Here is a 19,735-nt window from a genome sequence, read left to right as displayed (position 1 = left end):
TGATGTCGCCCCCCTGGCCACAGTGCCTCACCCCACTCTCGGCCACCATCCCCGTCCCGGCCCCGCGGCGGACCCGTCCGGGCGACGCTGTTTCACGTGAAACAGCGGGCCGCCGAGGGACTCCCGGTACCCGGCCGGACAGACAAAAGACCCCCTTGACCAGCGTTTCCGCAGGTCAAGGGGGTCTCTCACGAGTGGAGCCTAGGAGATTCGAACTCCTGACATCTGCCTTGCAAAGGCAGCGCTCTACCAACTGAGCTAAGGCCCCGAAAACGGATACGCCCGTCCCCCGGTGAAGGAGTGGTCGTTCCGCAGAACAGAGTACCGGGTGTACCCCCTCATCCCGCAAAATGATAGGGACTCCCGCCCCGCGACCACTCTCCGTAAGATGCTCGCGAGGTTCGCACCAGCGAAGGGGAGTTGTCAGCGTGGACGCAGTACAGCAAGAGGCCACAGCCAGAGCCAGGGAGCTCCAGCGCAGTTGGTACGGCGAGCCTTTGGGCGCGCTCTTCCGCCGGCTCATAGACGACCTCGGGCTGAACCAGGCCCGCCTCGCTGCCGTCCTCGGGCTGTCGGCCCCGATGCTGTCCCAGCTGATGAGCGGCCAGCGCGCCAAGATCGGGAACCCTGCCGTCGTCCAGCGGGTCCAGGCGCTCCAGGACCTCGCCGGCCAGGTCGCCGACGGCAGCGTCAGCGCGGCGGAGGCCACCGACCGCATGGACGAGATCAAGCGGACCCAGGGCGGCTCGGTGCTCATCAACAGCGGTCAGACGACAACCGGTTCGGGCGCACCCACGGTCAAGCGGGTCGTGCGCGAGATCCAGTCCCTGCTGCGCTCGGTCTCCGCCGCGGGCGACATCATCGACGCGGCGGACACGCTCGCCACCAGCCATCCGGAACTCGCCGAGTTCCTGCGGGTGTACGGAGCCGGCCGCACCTCCGACGCGGTCGCCCACTACGAGGCCCACCAGAACTGACCGCACGGGCGACGACGGGGGACGGGGACGGGCAGAGCGATGGGTGAGATCTTCGCCGGCCGGTACGAGCTGGTCGACCCGATCGGACGGGGCGGCGCGGGCGCGGTGTGGCGGGCCTGGGACCACCGCCGTCGCCGGTACGTCGCCGCGAAGGTCCTCCTCCAGGGCGATGCCCACACCCTGCTGCGCTTCGTGCGCGAGCAGGCCCTGCGGATCGACCACCCGCACGTGCTGGCCCCGGCCAGCTGGGCGGCGGACGACGACAAGGTCCTGTTCACCATGGACCTGGTCGGCGGCGGCTCCCTCGCCCATGTGATCGCGGACTACGGACCGCTGCCGCCCCGCTTCGTGTGCACACTGCTCGACCAGCTCCTCGCGGGGCTGGCGGCGGTGCACGCGGAGGGCGTCGTCCACCGCGACATCAAACCGGCCAACATCCTGATGGAGGCGACCGGGAGGGGACGGCCCCACCTGCGGCTGTCCGACTTCGGGATCTCGATGCGCAAGGGTGAGCCCCGGCTCACCGACACCCACGTCGTCGTCGGCACTCCGGGGTACTTCGCCCCCGAGCAAATGCTGGGCGCCGAGCCGGACTTCCCCGCCGACCTGTTCGCCGTCGGCCTGCTCGCCCTGTACCTGCTGCAAGGGAGCAAGCCCGATTCCCAGGCGCTGGTGGAGCACTTCCTGGTCCAGGGCACACCCGGAGCACCCGAAGGCGTTTCCGGGCCCCTGTGGGACGTCATCGCGAGCCTCCTCCACCCGAACCCGGAAAACCGTTTCAGGACCGCCACAGGGGCCCGCAAGGCCCTTGCCGAGGCCGTGGGGCTGCTGCCGCCGCCCCCGGCGGACGAAGAGCCCGTGGAAGTGTTCGACCAACTCGGGCCGCTCCCGGCCGGTTTCGGCCCCCACGGGCCCGAAACCCCCGCCCACGGGCCCGAAGCCCCCGCCCACGGGGCGGGGGCTCCCAAGCGTCCGGGAGCCCAGGAGGCGGGACCGCGGGCGCCCGGGACGTCCCTCGGCACGGGAGCACCCCGGGGCACGCCACCAGCGGTCGCCGCCATCCCCGAAGTCGCGCCGCCGGCGGCGCCGCCGCACTCCACGTTCGGGCCGCCGGCGGGCTACGGCCCCTCCGAGACCGGGAGCTTCCACCTCGCGCCCCCGGCCGCGCCCCCGCAGCCGACCCCGGTGCGCTCCGCCATCGCCCCGCCCCCGCGCCGGGTCACGGCCGCCGTCCTCACCGCCGCCCTGCTCTGCTTCGCGCTGGGCACCTGGGCGCTGATGCGGATCTAACGTCGCGGGCCGGCGCTCCGACGGGCCAGCAGGAACCAGCCCCCGAGTCCGAGCAGCAGCACCACCCCGGTGCCGAACCCCGCGGCGGCCACCACCCGCATCAGCGAGCGGTCGTCCTCGGCCGCGGCGGCCTCCGGGCCCGTCAGGCCCTCCTTCGCGGCCGTCCGGTCGGCGGGGGCGACCCCGAACCCGGCCGCGGTCAGGCTCTCCCGGTACCCGGGTGCCTTGCCGGGGGCGCCGATGACGTCCATCCGCAGCGTCAGCGGAACCGGCGTCGCGTCCCGCGTGAACTCCCCGACCTTCCCGCCCAGCGTCACCGCGAGGTAGTACCAGCCGGCCACCCCCGTCCCGCGCACCCCTGCGTCGTTCGAGTAGCGGTTCTCGTACGCCACCGGCGCCGTCTTCGGCAGGGTGACGGCAGCCTGCTTGCCGTCGTAGGAGGTGTCCTCGGAGTCGACCAGTCCCCGGTAGGGGCTGTACAGCGAGACGGTGAGCCCGCCGGCGGCGGACCCGTACGGCTTGGTCATCTCGGCGGCCGCGACCTCCGCCCCGGCCCCCAACTGCTGTCCCCAGTCCAGCGGGACGCGGTAGTACCGGGTCTGCCCGGGCCGCAGGTCATCGCGCCACACCCCGCTCCCCAGGGCCCGTGCGTCGTTGAAGCCGGTCCCGCCGGTGCGGCCCACCGGTTCCGTGCCCGGCAGCGTGGGCGAGGCCGAGGGCCACACGCTGGGCGCGACCGTGGGCACGGCGCCGCCCAGCCCGGGCTCGCGCCGGACCAGGAGTTCCACCGGCCACGCTCCCTGGGCTGAGTCCTTGGCCGCGGTCCGCGTCACCTTGGCGTAGTAGATGCCGCCCGGCTGGCAATCGGCGTCCTCCCGGACCCGCCGGACGGCCGCCGCGCCGATGGGGACGGGGTCGTAACCGAGGCCCGCCCGGCCGGGGTTGGGGCAGTGCCGCCCCTCCTTCGTCATGATCTCGACCTCGACGCCGTCGCTGTAGCCCACTTTGGAGCCCCTGGCGGGCCGGACCACTGCCGAGACGTAGAAGTCGGAGGTGTCGTCGAGGGCGAGCCGGTAGAACCGCTCACCGGGGGAGACGGTGTCCTCGTAGACCGTCCCCGGCTCCAGCGGCGGGGCGTCGGCGCTGGAGGGCTTGCCCTGGATGGTGCGGGCTCCGTCGGCCGCGCGGTACTCGGGCAGCGGCCCGGGCGCCGGTCCGGCCGCGAACGCGGTCCCCGCCGCCCAGACGGCGAGCCCCACGGCGGCCGCCCCGGCCCCCGCCGTTCTCCGCATCCCGCCCCTCACGCGCACCCACACCCCGGATTCACTCCCGCAAGCCCGAACTTTGCGTACCGCAATTTTTCGCCGCAGAACAGCACAAAGCCCCGGCAGCAGCGGCAGCCGGGGCCTGGTGGGAAACAGTGGGTCTCACACGCCGGAACCAGAAGGCACGGAGTCGGTTGCCTCCGTCCACAGGTCCTGCTCGGCGCGGTCCGCCTGGATCTGGCGGTACACGAGGAGACCGCCGATGGCGGCCAGTGCGACCAGGAGCAGCTTCTTCACCGCGCGACCTCGTCTTTCGTTGACGTTGGGTACTTCTGACGGCCCACAATACACACCGACCGATACCGATCGGTTATCTGAGGGCCCCCTCCGGCGGCACTCGACCGGCCCAACGCGGAAGACGTTTGCGATCGACCGGGAGCGGGCGGGGAGACCTCCTCATCGGCCCGCACACAGCAGTGCGGCAGCAGGGCCGTGACGGCGGTGCTGCGCACCCCTTCGGTCGCGGGCACCAGGACGCGGACCCGCAGGTGACTTGAGGACAACGCGAAGACAACGCAGACGACAACGCAGGCGGCAACGAGGACAACGCAAAGACCCCCAACCGTTCCCGGTTGGGGGTCTTTGACACTGTGGGGCTAACAGGATTTGAACCTGTGGCCTCATCCTTATCAGGGATGCGCTCTAACCAACTGAGCTATAGCCCCATCCGCGCTGCGCGCTGACTCCTGAAGGTTAGCGTACAGACCCGGCAGGTCCCAAATCCGTTCCGCGAGGGCGTCCCCGCAGGTCAGTCAGGCTCACTCGTCCTCGGCGAGCGTGAGCTCCACACCACCCACGAAGCCGGCCGAGACGTTGTAGATGAACGCGCCCAGCGTCGCCAGAGCCGTCGCCAGCACGACGTCGATCACCGCGATCACCGAGGTGAAGATCAGCACGCGCGGCAGCGAAAGGAACGACTGGAGGTCGAAGCCGTTGCTCTCGTTGGAACCGGTCGCCTCGCTGATCGTGCCGCCGACGGTCGAGAAGACGCCCATGGCGTCCATGACCATCCACAACACCACGGCAGCCACGATCGTGCAGATGCCGAGCGCGATCGACAGCAGGAAGCTGACCTTCATCACCGACCACGGGTCGGCCTTCGCCACCCGCAGCCGCGCCTTGCGCGTCCGGGGCGCCGTACGGACCCCTGTGCGCGCCTGCCGCTGCGCCACCGGGCCCGCCGACGCCGCGTACGCCTGCGGCGGCGTGTGCGGCTGGGCGCCCGGATCCTGGCCCGCGCCGCCGGCCTTCGGCTTCGGCTTCGGCCCTCGGGTGTCGGTCACGGTGTTCCCCCTGCCCTTTGCGGGGGCGTCCCCGCCTTGAGAATCCGCGGCGGGGCCACGGGCACCGTTCGCTCCAGTCTTGGCCGGTCCGGCGCCCGTGGCTCCACTCACGACTTACTCCTCGTGCTCCCCAGCCGAAGGCTGCGTGCCCTCGGCGGCCTCAGCGGCCTGTCCTTCGGCTTCCTCGGTCTGCGACGGATTCTCGTCGTCGACCTCGTCGGCCTCCTGACCGGCCTCGGCGTTCCGCGCGATGCCCACCACGGCGTCCCGCTTGCCCAGGTTGATCAGCTGGACGCCCATGGTGTCACGGCCGGTCTCCCTGACTTCATTGACGCGCGTACGAATCACACCACCGCTGAGGGTGATGGCGAGAATCTCGTCCGTTTCGTCGACCACGAGCGCGCCGACGAGCGAACCGCGGTCCTCGACGATCTTCGCGGCCTTGATGCCCAGACCACCACGGCCCTGGACCCGGTACTCGTCCACCGGCGTCCGCTTGGCGTAACCGCCGTCGGTCGCGGTGAAGACGAAGGTACCCGGCCGGACCACGCTCATGGAGAGCAGTTCGTCCCCGCCGCGGAAACTCATGCCCTTCACGCCGGAAGTGGCACGGCCCATCGGACGCAGCGCGTCGTCGGTCGCGGTGAAGCGGATCGACTGCGCCTTCTTGCTGATGAGCAGCAGGTCGTCCTCGGCGGACACCAGCTCGGCGCCGATCAGCTCGTCATCGCTGCCGTCCTCCGTCTCGCGGAGGTTGATGGCGATGACACCACCCGAACGGGGGGAGTCGTAGTCCTTGAGCGCCGTCTTCTTCACCAGGCCGCCCTTGGTGGCCAGGATCAGGTAGGGCGCCGCCTCGTAGTCGCGGATCGCGAGGATCTGGGCGATCTTCTCGTCCGGCTGGAAGGCCAGCAGGTTCGCGACGTGCTGACCGCGCGCGTCCCGCCCGGCGTCCGGGAGCTCGTACGCCTTGGACCGGTAGACACGGCCCTTGTTGGTGAAGAACAGCAGCCAGTGGTGCGTGGTGGACACGAAGAAGTGGTCGACCAGGTCGTCCTGCTTGAGCTTCGTGCCGCGAACGCCCTTGCCGCCGCGCTTCTGCGAGCGGTAGTCCTCGGTCTTGGTGCGCTTGACGTAACCGCCGTGGGTGATCGTGACGACGATGTCCTCTTCGGCGATCAGGTCCTCGATGGACATGTCACCGTCGAAGGGCACCAGCTTGGAGCGCCGGTCGTCGCCGAACTTCTCGACGATGGCCGCCAGCTCCTCGCTGACGATCGAGCGCTGGCGCTCCTCGGAGGCGAGGATCGCGTTGTACTCGTTGATCTTGGCCTGGAGCTCGTCGTGCTCGGCGACGATCTTCTGCCGCTCCAGCGCGGCGAGGCGGCGCAGCTGCATCTCCAGGATCGCGTTCGCCTGGATCTCGTCGATCTCCAGCAGGCCCATCAGGCCCTCGCGCGCGATCTCGACCGTGTTGCTGCGCCGGATGAGCGCGATGACCTCGTCGATCGCGTCCAGCGCCTTGAGCAGACCGCGCAGGATGTGCGCGCGCTCCTCCGCCTTCCGCAGGCGGAAGCGGGTGCGCCGGACGATGACCTCGATCTGGTGCTGCACCCAGTGACGGATGAACGCGTCGATCGACAGGGTGCGCGGCACCCCGTCCACCAGCGCCAGCATGTTCGCGCCGAAGTTCGTCTGGAGGTCGGTGTGCTTGTACAGGTTGTTCAGCACGACCTTGGCGACCGCGTCCCGCTTGAGGACGATGACCAGACGCTGGCCGGTCCGCGAGGAGGTCTCGTCGCGGACGTCGGCGATGCCGCCGATCTTGCCGTCCTTGACCAGGTCGGCGATCTTCTGCGCGAGGTTGTCCGGGTTGGTCTGGTACGGGAGTTCGGTGACCACCAGGCACTGGCGGTTCTGGATCTCCTCGACCTCGACCACCGCGCGCATCGTGATGGAGCCGCGACCGGTCCGGTACGCCTCCTCGATGCCCTTGCGGCCGACGACGAGGGCGCCGGACGGGAAGTCAGGGCCCTTGATCCGCTCGATGAGCGCGTCCTGGAGCTCCTCGTGGGAGGCCTCCGGGTGCTCCAGCGCCCACTGCGCGCCCGCCGCGACCTCGCGCAGGTTGTGCGGCGGGATGTTGGTGGCCATGCCGACCGCGATACCGGCGCTACCGTTGACCAGCAGGTTCGGGAAGCGCGCCGGCAGGACCGTCGGCTCCTGGTTGCGGCCGTCGTAGTTGTCCGTGAAGTCGACGGTCTCCTCGTCGATGTCCCGGAGCATCTCCATGGCCTGCGGCATCAGCTTGCACTCGGTGTAGCGCATCGCCGCCGCCGGGTCGTTGCCCGGGGAGCCGAAGTTGCCGTTGCTGTCCACCAGCGGCATCCGCATCGACCACGGCTGGGCCAGGCGGACCAGGGCGTCGTAGATCGAGGAGTCCCCGTGCGGGTGGTAGGTGCCCATGACGTCGCCGACGACGCGGGCGCACTTGTAGAAGCCCTTCTCGGGCCGGTAGCCGCCGTCGTACATCGCGTACAACACGCGACGGTGGACGGGCTTGAGGCCGTCCCGTACGTCGGGCAGCGCGCGGGAGACGATGACGGACATCGCGTAGTCGAGGTAGGAGCGCTGCATCTCCGTTTCGAGCCCGACGGGCTCGATCCGCAGCTGCTGGTCTTCCTCTTCGGTGTTCTCGGCGGTCGGGGTGGTTTCGTCGGCCATTGCTGGTCAGAAGTCCTTTCAGGCAGTCAGCTGAGCCGACTCAGATGTCGAGGAAGCGGACGTCCTTGGCGTTGCGCTGGATGAAGGAGCGCCGGGCTTCGACGTCCTCACCCATCAGCACCGAGAACAGGTCGTCGGCCTGCGCGGCGTCGTCCAGGGTGACCTGGCCGAGCACGCGGTGGTCCACGTCCATGGTGGTGACGCGCAGTTCCTCGGCGTTCATCTCGCCCAGACCCTTGAAGCGCTGGATGGAGTCTTCCTTGATCCGCTTGCCCTGCCCCTTGCCGTGCTCGACCAGGGCGTCGCGCTCACGGTCCGAGTACGCGTACTCGAAGTCGTCACGACCCCACTTGATCTTGTACAGGGGGGGACGCGACAGGTAGACGTGCCCGGCCTCGACCAACGGACGCATGAAGCGGAAGAGGAAGGTCAGCAGCAGGGTGTTGATGTGCTGGCCGTCGACGTCGGCGTCCGCCATCAAGATGATCTTGTGATAGCGGAGCTTCTCGATGTCGAAGTCCTCGTGCACACCGGTTCCGAAGGCGCTGATCAGCGCCTGGACCTCGGTGTTCTGGAGGATCTTGTCGATACGGGCCTTCTCGACGTTCAGGATCTTGCCGCGGATCGGCAGGATGGCCTGGTACATCGGATTGCGGCCGGACTTGGCGGAGCCGCCGGCCGAGTCGCCCTCGACGATGAAGATCTCGCACTTCGTCGGGTCGTTCGACTGGCAGTCGGACAGCTTGCCCGGCAGCGAGGCACTCTCCAGCAGGCCCTTGCGACGGGTGAGGTCACGGGCCTTGCGGGCCGCGACGCGCGCCGTGGCCGCCTGGATCGACTTGCGGATGATGTCCGCCGCCTCGACCGGGTTGCGGTCGAACCAGTCGTTGAGGTGCTCGTGCACGACCTTCTGCACGAAGGTCTTCGCCTCGGTGTTGCCCAGCTTGGTCTTCGTCTGGCCCTCGAACTGGGGCTCGCCCAGCTTGACCGAGATGATCGCCGTCAGACCCTCGCGGATGTCCTCGCCGGCGAGGTTGTCGTCCTTCTCGCGCAGCAGCTTCTTGTCGCGGGCGTAGCGGTTGACGAGGCCGGTCAGCGCGGCGCGGAAGCCCTCTTCGTGGGTTCCGCCCTCGTGCGTGTGGATCGTGTTCGCGAAGGAGTAGACACCCTCGGTGTACTGCGAGTTCCACTGCATCGCGATCTCGACCGAGAGCATGCGCTCCTTGTCCTCGGCCTCGACGTCGATGACGGTCGGGTGGATCAGCTCGCCCTTGCGCGAGTTGAGGTACTTCACGAAGTCGACGATGCCGCCCTCGTAGTAGTACTTCACCGTGCGCGCCACCGGCTCGGCCGCGTCGGCGTCCGGGTTGTCGGCGCCCACCGTCGCCTTGGCGGACTCCCGCTCGTCGGTCAGCGTCAGGGTCAGGCCCTTGTTGAGGAAGGCCATCTCCTGGAAGCGCCGCGACAGCGTCTCGAAGGAGTAGTCGGTCGTCTCGAAGATGTCCGGGTCGGCCCAGAAGGTGACGGACGTGCCGTGCTCGTCGGTCTCCTCGTTCTTGGCCAGGGGAGCCGTCGGGGCGCCGAGCTTGTAGTCCTGGCTCCAGCGGAAGCCGTCCCGCTTGACCTCGACGGCGACCTTCGTCGACAGCGCGTTCACGACGGAGACACCCACGCCGTGCAGACCGCCGGAGACGGCGTAGCCGCCGCCGCCGAACTTGCCGCCCGCGTGCAGGACCGTCAGCACGACCTCCAGCGCCGGCTTGCCCTCGGAGGGCACGATGTCGACGGGGATGCCGCGGCCGTTGTCCACCACGCGCACGCCGCCGTCGGCGAGGATCGTGACGTCGATGGTGTCCGCGTGCCCGGCCAGGGCCTCGTCGACCGAGTTGTCGACGACCTCGTAGACGAGGTGGTGCAGGCCGCGCTCACCGGTCGAGCCGATGTACATGCCGGGCCGCTTGCGGACCGCGTCCAGACCTTCGAGGACCTGGATGTTGCTGCCGGTGTATGAGGACTCACCGGCCTCGCCGCCGGCGGTGGACTCGTTCTTCTCGTTGGGGTTGCCGGAATCGGCCACGAAGCGCCCTTTCTGGCACAGCACAGGCCGTACTCCGGGCCAGCAGGCATGCAAGCAGGAGCGGCTGCGTCGATCTGCGTTGTCAGCGTTTGTCAGCGGATCCCGCAAGCGGGCGGGATTCGCTTCAGTCTACCGGTACCACGGACATGAATGGGGGTTTGCGGGTACCTGAGTCCGCATGTGCCGCCCTGAACCTCCTCTCTCCGACTCCCCATATCCGGGGAGGGGCTCAAAGAGGCTCACACGGGCGTTGAGCGCTTCGACCTGTCAACCTCTCACTACCGTGAGGGACACCACCTTCGGGAGCGCACCGGAGCAGGGCCGCGACCTGGCCGAAACCGTGCCGTCGCCGGCCCGTGATCACCATGCCGCAGCGCGGGCGCGAGGTACCGCTCAGCGGGCGTGGGGGAGGGAAAGAGGGGTGCGCGAGGGGGAAAAGGAGGGGCGCCGGCCGTACGTGCCGACCGAACGTCTCAGCCGTTCGTCTCAGCCGTACGTGTCGCCCGGGCCGGTGCCGCCCGGAACCCGCCACGGCCCGTACTGCTTCGGTCGGCCGCCCGGGCCGTGCACCTTGATCATCCGTACGGTGTCCTGGCCCAGCTCCGCGTTGAGCCGCGCGACCAGCTGCGGAGCCAGCAGTTTCAGCTGCGCCGCCCACGCCGAGGAATCGCAGCGGACCACCAGCTCCCGGTCCTCGTACCGCTCCGGCACGCAGTGCGCGGCGATCTCCGGACCGACGATCTCCGGCCAGCGCTCCATCACGCCGGCCACCGCCATCGGCATCTCCCAGCCGTGCTCGGTCCGCAGCCGGGCCAGCGCCGCCATCAACGGCATCGGATCCCGGCCGTCCGCACGGGCGCCCGACCGCAGTCCCTGCTGCTGCCGCTTCTTGCCCGGCGCCGCATTGCCGCGTGCCCGTGCCTGCTCGCGCGCCGCCGCCAGCGCCTGCCGCGCCAGGTCCACCCCGGACAGCGGCGGGGCCTTGCGCTCCGGGTGCTGCTCCTCGTGGTCGCTCACAGCAGGGTCACCTCACCGCCGGACACCCCGAACCGCGCCCCCGCCAACACATCCGGAACGTCATCGTCCACAGCCGCCGTCACCAGCACCTGCTCACCGGGGGCCACCAGCTCCGCCAGCCGCTCCCGGCGCCGGGTGTCGAGTTCAGCGAACACGTCGTCCAGGATCAGCACCGGCTCGTCGCCCTCCGAGCGCAGGAGCTCGTACGAGGCCAGCCGCAGCGCCAGCGCGTACGACCAGGACTCGCCGTGGCTCGCGTACCCCTTGGCCGGCAGCTCCCCGAGCCGCAGCAGTACGTCGTCGCGGTGCGGACCGACCAGCGTCACGCCCCGCTCGATCTCCTGCTTGCGCACCTCCGACAGGGCCGCCAGCAGTACCTCGTACAGCGCCTCCCGGGTGCGCGCCGCCCCGCTGTCCACGGCCTCGCCGGCCGAGGACCGGTACGCCAGCCCCAGCGGGCCGCCGCCGGGCGCGAGCTGCTCGTACGCCTTGTCCGCCAGCGGCAGCAGGGTGGCGATCAGGTCCAGCCGCTGCGCGAGCAGCTCCGCGCCCGCCCGGGCGAGGTGCTGGTCCCACACGTCGAGGGTCGACAGGTCCATGGAACGCCCGCCGTGGCGGCGGGCCATGGCCGCCGATTTGAGGAGGGTGTTGCGCTGCTTGAGCACCCGCTCGTAGTCGGAGCGGACCGCGGCCATCCGCGGTGAGCGGGCCGTGACGAGTTCGTCCAGGAAGCGGCGCCGCTCTCCCGGGTCGCCCTTCACCAGGGCCAGGTCCTCCGGCGCGAACAGCACCGTACGGACGATCCCCAACACATCACGGGGCCTGACCTGGGAGGACCGGTTGATACGGGCGCGGTTCGCACGCCCCGGATTGAGCTCCAGCTCGACCAGCTGCCGACGCTCGCCCTGCGCCACGGCCGCGCGGATGATCGCCCGGTCCGCGCCCATCCGTACCAGCGGGGCGTCCGAGGAGACCCGGTGGCTGCCCAGCGTCGCCAGGTAGCCGATCGCCTCGACGAGGTTCGTCTTGCCCTGGCCGTTGGGACCCACGAACGCGGTGACGCCCGGACCGAGGGGAACCTCGGCCCGGGCGTACGAGCGGAAGTCGGCCAGTGAGAGATGCGAAACGTGCATTCGGCGCCGACCTCCCCCGGCTTCCTGCTGCTTGCTGTCTTGCGAGTCGTGCTCGTGGTGCTGGTCGTACGGGTGCCGCTGTGGGCGGGTTACTTCTTCTCGACCGCGTGGCCGCCGAACTGGTTGCGCAGCGCGGCGATCATCTTCATCTGCGGGGAGTCGTCCTGCCGGGACGCGAACCGGGCGAACAGCGAGGCGGTGATGGCCGGCAGCGGAACGGCGTTGTCGATCGCCGCCTCGACCGTCCAGCGGCCCTCGCCCGAGTCCTGCGCGAAACCGCGCAGCTTCTCCAGGTGCTCGTCCTCGTCCAGCGCGTTCACGGCGAGGTCCAGCAGCCAGGAACGGATGACCGTCCCCTCCTGCCAGGACCGGAACACCTCGCGGACGTCGGTGACCGAGTCCACCTTCTCCAGCAGCTCCCAGCCCTCGGCGTAGGCCTGCATCATGGCGTACTCGATGCCGTTGTGGACCATCTTCGCGAAGTGGCCGGCGCCGACCTTGCCCGCGTGCACGGCGCCGAACTCGCCCTCCGGCTTGAGGGCGTCGAAGACCGGCTGTACGGCCGCGACGTGCTCCTTCTCGCCGCCGTACATCAGCGCGTAGCCGTTCTCCAGGCCCCACACGCCGCCCGAGACGCCGCAGTCGACGAAGCCGATGCCCTTGGCGGCCAGCTCCTCGGCGTGCTTCTCGTCATCCGTCCAGCGCGAGTTGCCTCCGTCGACGACGATGTCGCCGGGCGAGAGCAGCTCTCCCAGCTCGTCGACGGTGGACTGCGTCGCCGCACCGGCCGGGACCATCACCCACACCACGCGGGGGGCCTGGAGGCCGTCCACAAGTTCCCGCAGGCTGTGGACATCCGCGAGGTCCGGGTTGCGGTCGTATCCGATGACGGTGTGGCCTGCGCGGCGGATGCGCTCGCGCATGTTGCCGCCCATCTTGCCGAGACCGATGAGACCAAGCTCCATCAGGTGCTTCCTTAAGCGTTGTGGCCGTCTGTGCCGGGCTCCCCGGGATCCGGGGCCGTCCCCGGATCCGAGCCTACGCCGGGCCGTCGGGCGGGACCCCACCCAACGTGCCGGTACGCCGTCGGGCCCGGTCCGCGCGTTCGCGAGACCGGGCCCGACGGGACGGACTCAGCCGGACAGGCGGACCGGCATGATCAGGTACTTGTACGCCTCGTCCGCTTCGGCGTCGACGGCGGGACGGCCGCTGAGCAGTGCCGGCTTGGTGGAGGTGGTGAAGCTCAGCTGGGCGGCGGGCGAGTCGATCGCGCTCAGGCCGTCCAGCAGGAACGTCGGGTTGAAGGCGATCGAGATGTCGTCGCCCTCCAGCTTGGCGTCGACGCGTTCCACAGCCTGTGCATCGTCGCTGGAGCCCGCCTCCAGGATGAGCACGCCCTGCTCGAAGCTCAGGCGGACCGGGGTGTTGCGCTCGGCGACGAGGGCCACGCGCTTGACGGCCTCGACGAACGGGGCGGTCTCGATCACCGCGATGGAGTTGAACTCCGTCGGGAAGAGCGTGCGGTACTTCGGCAGGTCGCCTTCGAGCAGGCGGGTGGTGGTGCGGCGGCCCGCGCCCTCGAAGCCGATGAGGCCTTCGCCCGCGCCGGACCCCGACAGGGCAAGGGTGACCGTGTCGCCGCTGGTCAGGGACTTGGCAGTGTCCAGGAGGGTCTTCGCGGGCACCAGGGCCACGGCGGAGGCGTCGGGGTTCTCCGGCTTCCACAGGAACTCGCGGACCGCGAAGCGGTAGCGGTCGGTGGAGGCGAGGGTGACCCGGTCGCCCTCGATCTCGATGCGGACACCGGTCAGCACGGGCAGCGTGTCGTCGCGGCCGGCGGCGATGGCGACCTGGGCGGCGGCGGAGGCGAAGACCTCACCGGGGACGGTGCCGGTCGCGGTCGGCATCTGCGGCAGCGCCGGGTACTCCTCCACAGGCAGGGTGTGGAGTGTGAACCGCGAGGAGCCGCAGACCACGGTCGCCCGTACACCGTCTGTGGAAATCTCCACGGGGCGGTTGGGGAGGGCGCGGCAGATGTCGGCGAGGAGCCGGCCGGAGACCAGGACCGTGCCGTCTTCCTCGACGTCGGCCTCGACGGAGACGCGGGCGGAGACCTCGTAGTCGAAGCCGGAGAGGGACAGCGCGCTGTCCTCGGCCTTGAGCAGCAGGCCCGCGAGAACGGGCACCGGCGGCCGGGCCGGGAGGCTACGGGCAGCCCAAGCCACCGCCTCCGCGAGTACGTCGCGCTCCACCCGGATCTTCACCGGAACCGCCTCCTGCTGTTGCTCGCTCGTCTGCCGGCCTTCGTCGTCGGCTCTCGGCCCAGGGTCTCGACGGACCGAGGCCTCGGTGCCGGGGACCAGTCTGACGTACGGCGCCGACAGTCGGCGCTGTCGGCGGTCAAGTCGGGACCACGGCGTCGGGGCGGCCGGACGACGAGTTGTGCACAGGACCTGCTTGAAAACCGAATCCGGCCTAACTCTCTATGGGGGTAGTAGTAGGGCCTGTGGAAACGGTGGATAAGCCCGTCTTCGCAGGTCAGACCCAGTTTTTTATCCCCACACCCTGTGGGTGGCACCGGTGGACAACACGGTGTCCCTGTGGAGAACGAAAACTTCTGCACAGGCCGTCCCCAGACGACCCTCACTACTCCACAGGTGTGTCCCCAGCTTTTCCCCAGTACTCCACAGAGCAAACACCCGGATCCATGTGACGGCTTTCACTCGGGGCGGTGACGGCGGGGCCCTGGTTGCCGAACAGTGGACAACGGTGTGGAGAAGTCATCGGATCCTGTGCACAGGATGCGGCAACCTGTGAGTGGGCGGTGGACAGAGAGGTGGATGAGCCTGTGGAAGGATTTTCTGTCCACAGGTTGTGGACAGCGGTTGTGCACAATTCCACAGGCGGCTGAACTGCCCTGATGGCCCCTCAACGGGCCTCCCTGTGGACAGATTGTGGGCGACGGAACCCTTCCCCAGGGTGTGGACGGAAGAAAGTCGCCCAATCTGTGGATGAGTTGGCCTCCAGGGGGCGTATTCGAACAGAGCGACGGCGCGCGCATGAAGAAGGGCGCCCCCGGTTCAGTCCGGAAGCGCCCCTGTAGACGAGCGTGCGAAGGCCGCGAAGGCTCCTTGGAGAGGTCCTCGGGGGTCCTCGAAGGGATCCCCGGAGCCTGCCTCAGCCGTTCTTGATGCGGTTGGTGAGCTCCGTGACCTGGTTGTAGATCGAGCGCCGTTCCGCCATGAGGGCCCGGATCTTGCGGTCGGCGTGCATGACGGTGGTGTGGTCGCGGCCGCCGAACTGGGCCCCGATCTTGGGCAGGGAGAGGTCCGTGAGCTCCCGGCACAGGTACATCGCGATCTGCCGGGCCGTGACCAGGACCCGGCTGCGTGAGGAGCCGCACAGGTCGTCCACGGTGAGCCCGAAGTAGTCGGCCGTCGCGGCCATGATGTCCGAGGCGGTGATCTCGGGCGCGCTGTCCTCGCCGCCCGGGATCAGGTTCTTGAGCACGTCCTCCGTCAGACCGAGGTCCACCGGCTGCCGGTTGAGGCTCGCGAAGGCCGTGACGCGGATCAGCGCCCCCTCCAGCTCGCGGATGTTGCGCGAGATGCGGGAGGCGATGAACTCCAGTACCTCCGGCGGGGCGTTGAGCTGCTCCTGGACCGCCTTCTTGCGCAGGATCGCGATGCGGGTCTCCAGCTCGGGCGGCTGGACGTCGGTGATCAGGCCCCACTCGAAGCGGTTGCGGAGCCGGTCCTCCAGGGTGACGAGCTGCTTGGGCGGCCGGTCGGAGGACAGCACGATCTGCTTGTTGGCGTTGTGGAGGGTGTTGAAGGTGTGGAAGAACTCCTCCTGCGTCGACTCCTTGCTCGCGAGGAACTGGATGTCGTCGACGAGCAGGATGTCCATCTCGCGGTAGCGCTTGCGGAACGCGTCGCCCTTGCCGTCGCGGATCGAGTTGATGAACTCGTTGGTGAACTCCTCGGAGCTCACGTAGCGCACCCGGGTGCCCGGATAGAGGCTGCGCGCGTAGTGCCCGATGGCGTGCAGCAGGTGCGTCTTGCCGAGGCCGGACTCCCCGTAGATGAAGAGGGGGTTGTACGCCTTGGCGGGCGCCTCGGCGACGGCCACCGCGGCGGCGTGCGCGAACCGGTTCGAGGCGCCGATGACGAAGGTGTCGAAGAGGTACTTGGGGTTCAGCCGGGCGGTCGGCTCCAGCGGGCCCGATGTCGAACCGCCGGACGGGGCGGAGGGGGCGGGGCGGTTGGGGGCCGGCCGCGGGGAGGGCTGCTCGTACTGGTGCTGCTGGTGCTGCTGGTGTGGCTGGCCCTCGTACGGGGACTGCTCGTACTGCTGCTGCTCGAAGGAACCCTGCTCGTAGGACCCCTGCTCGTAGCCGCCGGGCTCGGACTGCTGGAGGTAGCCGGGCTGCGGGGAGGCGTAGGGGTCGCGCTCCGGGAAGCCGCCGAGGCGTGGCTGCTGCCAGCCGTAGTCGTCCTGCTGGCCGCCGCGGGGCCAGGAACCTGGCTCGGGGCGCTGCTGCTGGTAGTCCGGGTAGGCCGGGCGCGCGGTGGGCAGCCGTTCGTCGTCCGATCCGCCGGGGCCGGTGTGCCCGCCGGACCGCTGGCCGCCGTAGGGCTCGTAGGACTCGCGCTGCTGGGCGGAGGGGGCCGGCGACGTCGGTTCGCCCGCGGAGTCGTCCACGGTGATGGCGATCCGGATGGGCCGGCCGCACTCGCGGCTGAGCGCGTCACTGATGAGGGGGGCGAGCCGGCCTTCGAGGACCCGCTTGCCCCATTCATTGGGAACGGCGAGCAGAGCGGTGTCCGCGACGAGGGCCAGGGGCTGGCAGCGTTCGACCCACTGCTTGTCCTTGGGCTCGATGCCCGGCTGTCCCTCCCCCAGGAGCACGTCGAGCACGCGTGGCCACACTGCGGCAAGATCGGCAGGTACGTCAGCCACAGAGCACGCTCTCTCACAGGTCCCGGTTCCACGAATGTGTGGTTCTTTGGGACGGTCGGGACAAAAAATCCGGGATCAGACAACGGTAGTCAGGCCGGTGGGTACGGTTCAAGTCGTTGTCCACAGCCTGTGCACAGTGTGCGGCAGTCAGGGCTCGGTTTGACCGGATGGCGTAGCCGCGCGTACCGTAACGAGGTCGAGTTGTCGATGGCTGCTGCCGCCTGCCTACCGATGGGCGAAGATCACTGATCGTGGTCATGTAGCGGTGCCACTCGGGCGAACACGCGAGTTTTCCTTCGTGGGCGCACGGTGACAGCCAGGCGATGTCCCGCCACAACGATTCATTCTCTGGAGCCCCCGAGTGAGCAAGCGCACCTTCCAGCCGAACAACCGCCGTCGTGCCAAGACCCACGGCTTCCGCCTGCGGATGCGTACCCGCGCCGGCCGCGCCATCCTGGCGAACCGCCGCAGCAAGGGCCGCGCCGCCCTTTCCGCGTAACACGCGCAGGTCGTGACGTCGTGCTGTCTCCCGAAAATCGGCTGAGGCGGCGCGAGGACTTCGCGAGCGCGGTACGGCGGGGGCGGCGGGCTGGTCGCCCGCTCCTCGTCGTCCACCTACGTACAAGCGGTGCAACGGACCCGCACGAGCCGGGGGAGATCGATCCCTCGACGCGTGCGGGTTTCGTCGTCAGCAAGGCTGTCGGCAACGCCGTCGTACGGAACCGGGTCAAGCGCCGTTTGCGCCATCTCGTCCGGGAGCGGCTGTCCCAGCTGCCCGCCGGTAGCCTGGTGGTGGTACGGGCTTTGCCCGGTGCGGGTGACGCCGGCCTCGACGAGCTGGCCCGTGACCTGGATGCCGCTCTACAGCGGCTCCTGGGAGGCGTGGCTCGATGAAGTACCCGCTGCTCGCTTTGATCAAGCTGTACCAGTGGACGATCAGTCCGCTGCTCGGACCGGTGTGCCGTTACTACCCCTCGTGCTCGCACTACGGGTACACGGCCATCGACCGGCATGGTGCGGTGAAGGGGACGGTTCTTACCGCCTGGCGGATCCTTCGGTGCAATCCGTGGTCCCCGGGCGGTGTGGATCATGTCCCACCCCGGAAACGCCCGCGTTGGCACGAGCAGCTGCGCAGTGCGTTGCGTAGATCTCGCAATGCTCAAGGAGCCTGATTAGTGGACACGATTGCCAGTCTGTTCAGTTTCATCACCACACCCGTCTCGTGGGTCATCGTCCAGTTCCACTCGCTGTACGGCGCGATCTTCGGCCCTGACAGCGGATGGGCCTGGGGCCTGTCCATCGTGTCCCTGGTGGTCTTGATCCGTATCTGCCTGATCCCGCTCTTCGTGAAGCAGATCAAGGCGACGCGTGGCATGCAGGCGCTCCAGCCGAAGATGAAGGCGATCCAGGAGCGCTACAAGAACGACAAGCAGCGCCAGTCCGAAGAGATGATGAAGCTGTACAAGGAGACGGGTACCAACCCGTTGTCCTCGTGCCTTCCCATCCTGGCGCAGTCCCCGTTCTTCTTCGCGCTCTACCACGTGCTCTCGGCCATCGCCAACGGCAAGACCATCGGCGTCATCAACCAGTCGCTGCTGGAGAGCGCGCGTCAGGCGCACATCTTCGGTGCCCCGCTGGCGGCGAAGTTCACCGACAGCGAGGAGAAGGTCGCCGCGCTCGGCGCCTCCCTGACCGACGTCCGTGTCGTGACCGCGGTCATGATCATCATGATGTCGCTGTCGCAGTTCTACACCCAGCGTCAGCTGATGCAGAAGAACGTCGACCTCTCGGTCAAGACGCCGTTCATGCAGCAGCAGAAGATGCTGATGTACATCTTCCCGCTGATCTTCGCCTTCATGGGCATCAACTTCCCCGTCGGTGTCCTCGTCTACTGGCTGACCACGAACGTGTGGACCATGGGCCAGCAGATGTACGTGATCAACCAGAACCCGACGCCCGGAAGCAAGGCCCAGGACCAGTACCTGACCCGTCTGCTCAAGCACGTCGGCACGCACGGTGAGCTCAAGGGCCGGGGCAAGAAGAAGATCGTCGCGGCGATCGTGGCCAAGGGCCCGGACCGCAACGACAACGAGCGCAAGTTCATCACGGCGCTGACGAAGCAGGGCATGGCCGCTCAGCCGGACGGTTCCGTGATCAGGAGTGCCGAGGCGACCGCCGACGCGGATGCGGCGAGCGGCGGTGTAGCCACCAAGCGGCAGCAGCCGAAGCGGCAGACGAAGGCGAAGCGTCAGACGCCTCCCAGCAAGCCCACCAAGAAGTAAGCCCTCGAAGGCAAGCCCTCGAAGAAGCAAGAAGGAGCCCCTCCCGTGACGGAAGGCACCACCACCGCCGCCGCTGAGGGCGGCGACACCTTGACCCGCCTTGAGCAGGAGGGGGAGATCGCGGCCGACTACCTTGAGGGCCTGCTGGACATCGCCGATCTGGACGGCGACATCGACATGGACGTCGAGGCCGACCGGGCCGCGGTGTCGATCGTCAGTGACTCCGCCGGCCGCGACCTGCAGAAGCTCGTGGGCCGCGATGGTGAGGTCCTGGAGGCTCTGCAGGAGCTGACGCGCCTGGCCGTGCACCGGGAGACCGGGGACCGCAGCCGGCTGATGCTGGACATCGCCGGGTTCCGCGCCAAGAAGCGCGAGGAGCTGGCGGCACTGGGCGCCCAGGCGGCGGCCGACGTGAAGGCCTCGGGCGAGCCGCTCAAGCTGGCCCCGATGACGCCGTTCGAGCGGAAGGTCGTCCACGATGCCGTGGCGGCCGCCGGTCTCAAGAGCGAGTCCGAGGGCGAGGAGCCGCAGCGCTTCGTCGTTGTGCTCCCGGCCTGACCGGAAAGCGTGTGGTCGGCCCCGTCTGTCTCGCAGGCGGGGCCGATGTTTGTAAGCCTGGCAGTGCCCGTTGTGTGAAGAGTGAGTTCTGTACGGAAGGACGGTCC

16 protein-coding genes, 2 tRNA genes and 2 pseudogenes are annotated in these 19,735 nt (G+C 69.0%); 7 read left to right on the top strand and 13 right to left on the bottom strand.

What is annotated here, in order from left to right:
• Positions 1-195: 195 nt before the first annotated feature.
• Positions 196-268: transfer RNA gene (locus tag IE207_RS19905), tRNA-Ala, on the bottom strand.
• A 160-nt stretch (positions 269-428) separates the two neighbouring features.
• On the opposite strand from IE207_RS19905, the gene IE207_RS19900 reads away from it, so the two are divergent.
• Complete coding sequence (locus IE207_RS19900) at positions 429-977, top strand: DNA-binding protein (RefSeq protein WP_190185591.1); 549 nt, start codon at positions 429-431, stop codon at positions 975-977.
• A 39-nt stretch (positions 978-1,016) separates the two neighbouring features.
• A complete protein-coding gene (locus IE207_RS19895) occupies positions 1,017-2,267 on the top strand; it encodes a serine/threonine-protein kinase (protein WP_190185590.1) in 1,251 nt (416 codons plus the stop codon).
• Here the strand turns inward: IE207_RS19895 and IE207_RS19890 are convergent.
• From IE207_RS19890 to dnaA (IE207_RS34330), 12 genes and pseudogenes are all read right to left on the bottom strand, one after another.
• Positions 2,264-3,559 (bottom strand): hypothetical protein, encoded by a 1,296-nt coding sequence (locus tag IE207_RS19890; RefSeq protein ID WP_190185589.1) that lies wholly within the window; start codon positions 3,557-3,559, stop codon positions 2,264-2,266. The two genes, IE207_RS19895 and IE207_RS19890, sit on opposite strands and share 4 nt — an antisense overlap.
• Before the next feature lie 135 nt (positions 3,560-3,694).
• Complete coding sequence (locus IE207_RS33240) at positions 3,695-3,829, bottom strand: DLW-39 family protein (RefSeq protein ID WP_208809277.1); 135 nt, start codon at positions 3,827-3,829, stop codon at positions 3,695-3,697.
• A 354-nt stretch (positions 3,830-4,183) separates the two neighbouring features.
• Positions 4,184-4,257 (bottom strand) — tRNA-Ile (locus IE207_RS19880).
• A gap of 93 nt (positions 4,258-4,350) precedes the next feature.
• On the bottom strand, positions 4,351-4,986 hold the full coding sequence (locus IE207_RS19875) for a DUF3566 domain-containing protein (RefSeq protein WP_190185588.1): 636 nt from the start codon (positions 4,984-4,986) through the stop codon (positions 4,351-4,353).
• A 3-nt stretch (positions 4,987-4,989) separates the two neighbouring features.
• Positions 4,990-7,599, bottom strand: a complete 2,610-nt coding sequence (gyrA, locus tag IE207_RS19870) for a DNA gyrase subunit A (protein ID WP_190185587.1) — start codon at positions 7,597-7,599, stop codon at positions 4,990-4,992.
• A 40-nt stretch (positions 7,600-7,639) separates the two neighbouring features.
• Positions 7,640-9,700 carry a DNA topoisomerase (ATP-hydrolyzing) subunit B gene (gyrB, locus tag IE207_RS19865; protein WP_190185586.1) on the bottom strand — a complete coding sequence of 687 codons (2,061 nt, stop codon included), beginning with the start codon at positions 9,698-9,700 and terminating at the stop codon, positions 7,640-7,642.
• A gap of 462 nt (positions 9,701-10,162) precedes the next feature.
• Entirely contained in the window at positions 10,163-10,693 is a 531-nt protein-coding gene (locus IE207_RS19860; protein ID WP_190185585.1) for a DciA family protein, read from the bottom strand.
• Positions 10,690-11,826, bottom strand: coding sequence for a DNA replication/repair protein RecF (gene recF / locus IE207_RS19855; protein WP_190185584.1), 1,137 nt, complete (start codon positions 11,824-11,826; stop codon positions 10,690-10,692). Before recF ends, IE207_RS19860 begins: the two co-directional genes overlap by 4 nt.
• Before the next feature lie 89 nt (positions 11,827-11,915).
• On the bottom strand, positions 11,916-12,791 hold the full coding sequence (gene gnd / locus IE207_RS19850) for a phosphogluconate dehydrogenase (NAD(+)-dependent, decarboxylating) (protein ID WP_190185583.1): 876 nt from the start codon (positions 12,789-12,791) through the stop codon (positions 11,916-11,918).
• Positions 12,792-12,959: 168 nt separating this feature from the next.
• Complete coding sequence (dnaN, locus tag IE207_RS19845) at positions 12,960-14,090, bottom strand: DNA polymerase III subunit beta (protein ID WP_190185582.1); 1,131 nt, start codon at positions 14,088-14,090, stop codon at positions 12,960-12,962.
• 913 nt (positions 14,091-15,003) lie between these two features.
• A pseudogene (dnaA, locus tag IE207_RS19840) lies at positions 15,004-16,407 on the bottom strand (chromosomal replication initiator protein DnaA); the annotation flags it as partial.
• A gap of 90 nt (positions 16,408-16,497) precedes the next feature.
• Positions 16,498-16,788, bottom strand: a pseudogene (gene dnaA / locus IE207_RS34330) (chromosomal replication initiator protein DnaA); the annotation flags it as partial.
• A gap of 361 nt (positions 16,789-17,149) precedes the next feature.
• Between dnaA (IE207_RS34330) and rpmH the strand changes: the two are divergent.
• From rpmH to IE207_RS19815, 5 genes are read left to right on the top strand one after another with little or no spacing between them, the layout of a single operon-like run.
• The gene (gene rpmH / locus IE207_RS19835; RefSeq protein WP_018547628.1) at positions 17,150-17,287 is read left to right on the top strand and encodes a 50S ribosomal protein L34; all 138 of its coding nucleotides are present in this window, start codon (positions 17,150-17,152) and stop codon (positions 17,285-17,287) included.
• Positions 17,288-17,307: 20 nt separating this feature from the next.
• Entirely contained in the window at positions 17,308-17,682 is a 375-nt protein-coding gene (gene rnpA, locus IE207_RS19830; protein WP_136210321.1) for a ribonuclease P protein component, read from the top strand.
• The gene (gene yidD, locus IE207_RS19825) at positions 17,679-17,960 is read left to right on the top strand and encodes a membrane protein insertion efficiency factor YidD (protein ID WP_075970728.1); all 282 of its coding nucleotides are present in this window, start codon (positions 17,679-17,681) and stop codon (positions 17,958-17,960) included. The genes rnpA and yidD overlap by 4 nt, the downstream gene beginning before the upstream one ends.
• 3 nt (positions 17,961-17,963) lie before the next feature.
• Positions 17,964-19,070, top strand: coding sequence for a membrane protein insertase YidC (yidC, locus tag IE207_RS19820; protein WP_190185580.1), 1,107 nt, complete (start codon positions 17,964-17,966; stop codon positions 19,068-19,070).
• Between the two features lie 45 nt (positions 19,071-19,115).
• On the top strand, positions 19,116-19,628 hold the full coding sequence (locus tag IE207_RS19815) for a Jag family protein (RefSeq protein WP_136210325.1): 513 nt from the start codon (positions 19,116-19,118) through the stop codon (positions 19,626-19,628).
• The last annotated feature ends 107 nt before the right edge of the window (positions 19,629-19,735 follow it).

The sequence above is a fragment of the Streptomyces cirratus genome (assembly GCF_014650775.1).
GTDB lineage: Bacteria > Actinomycetota > Actinomycetes > Streptomycetales > Streptomycetaceae > Streptomyces > Streptomyces cirratus.
The sequence above is the reverse complement of the archived record's forward strand: the minus strand, read 5'-3'. Positions and strand labels throughout refer to the sequence as shown.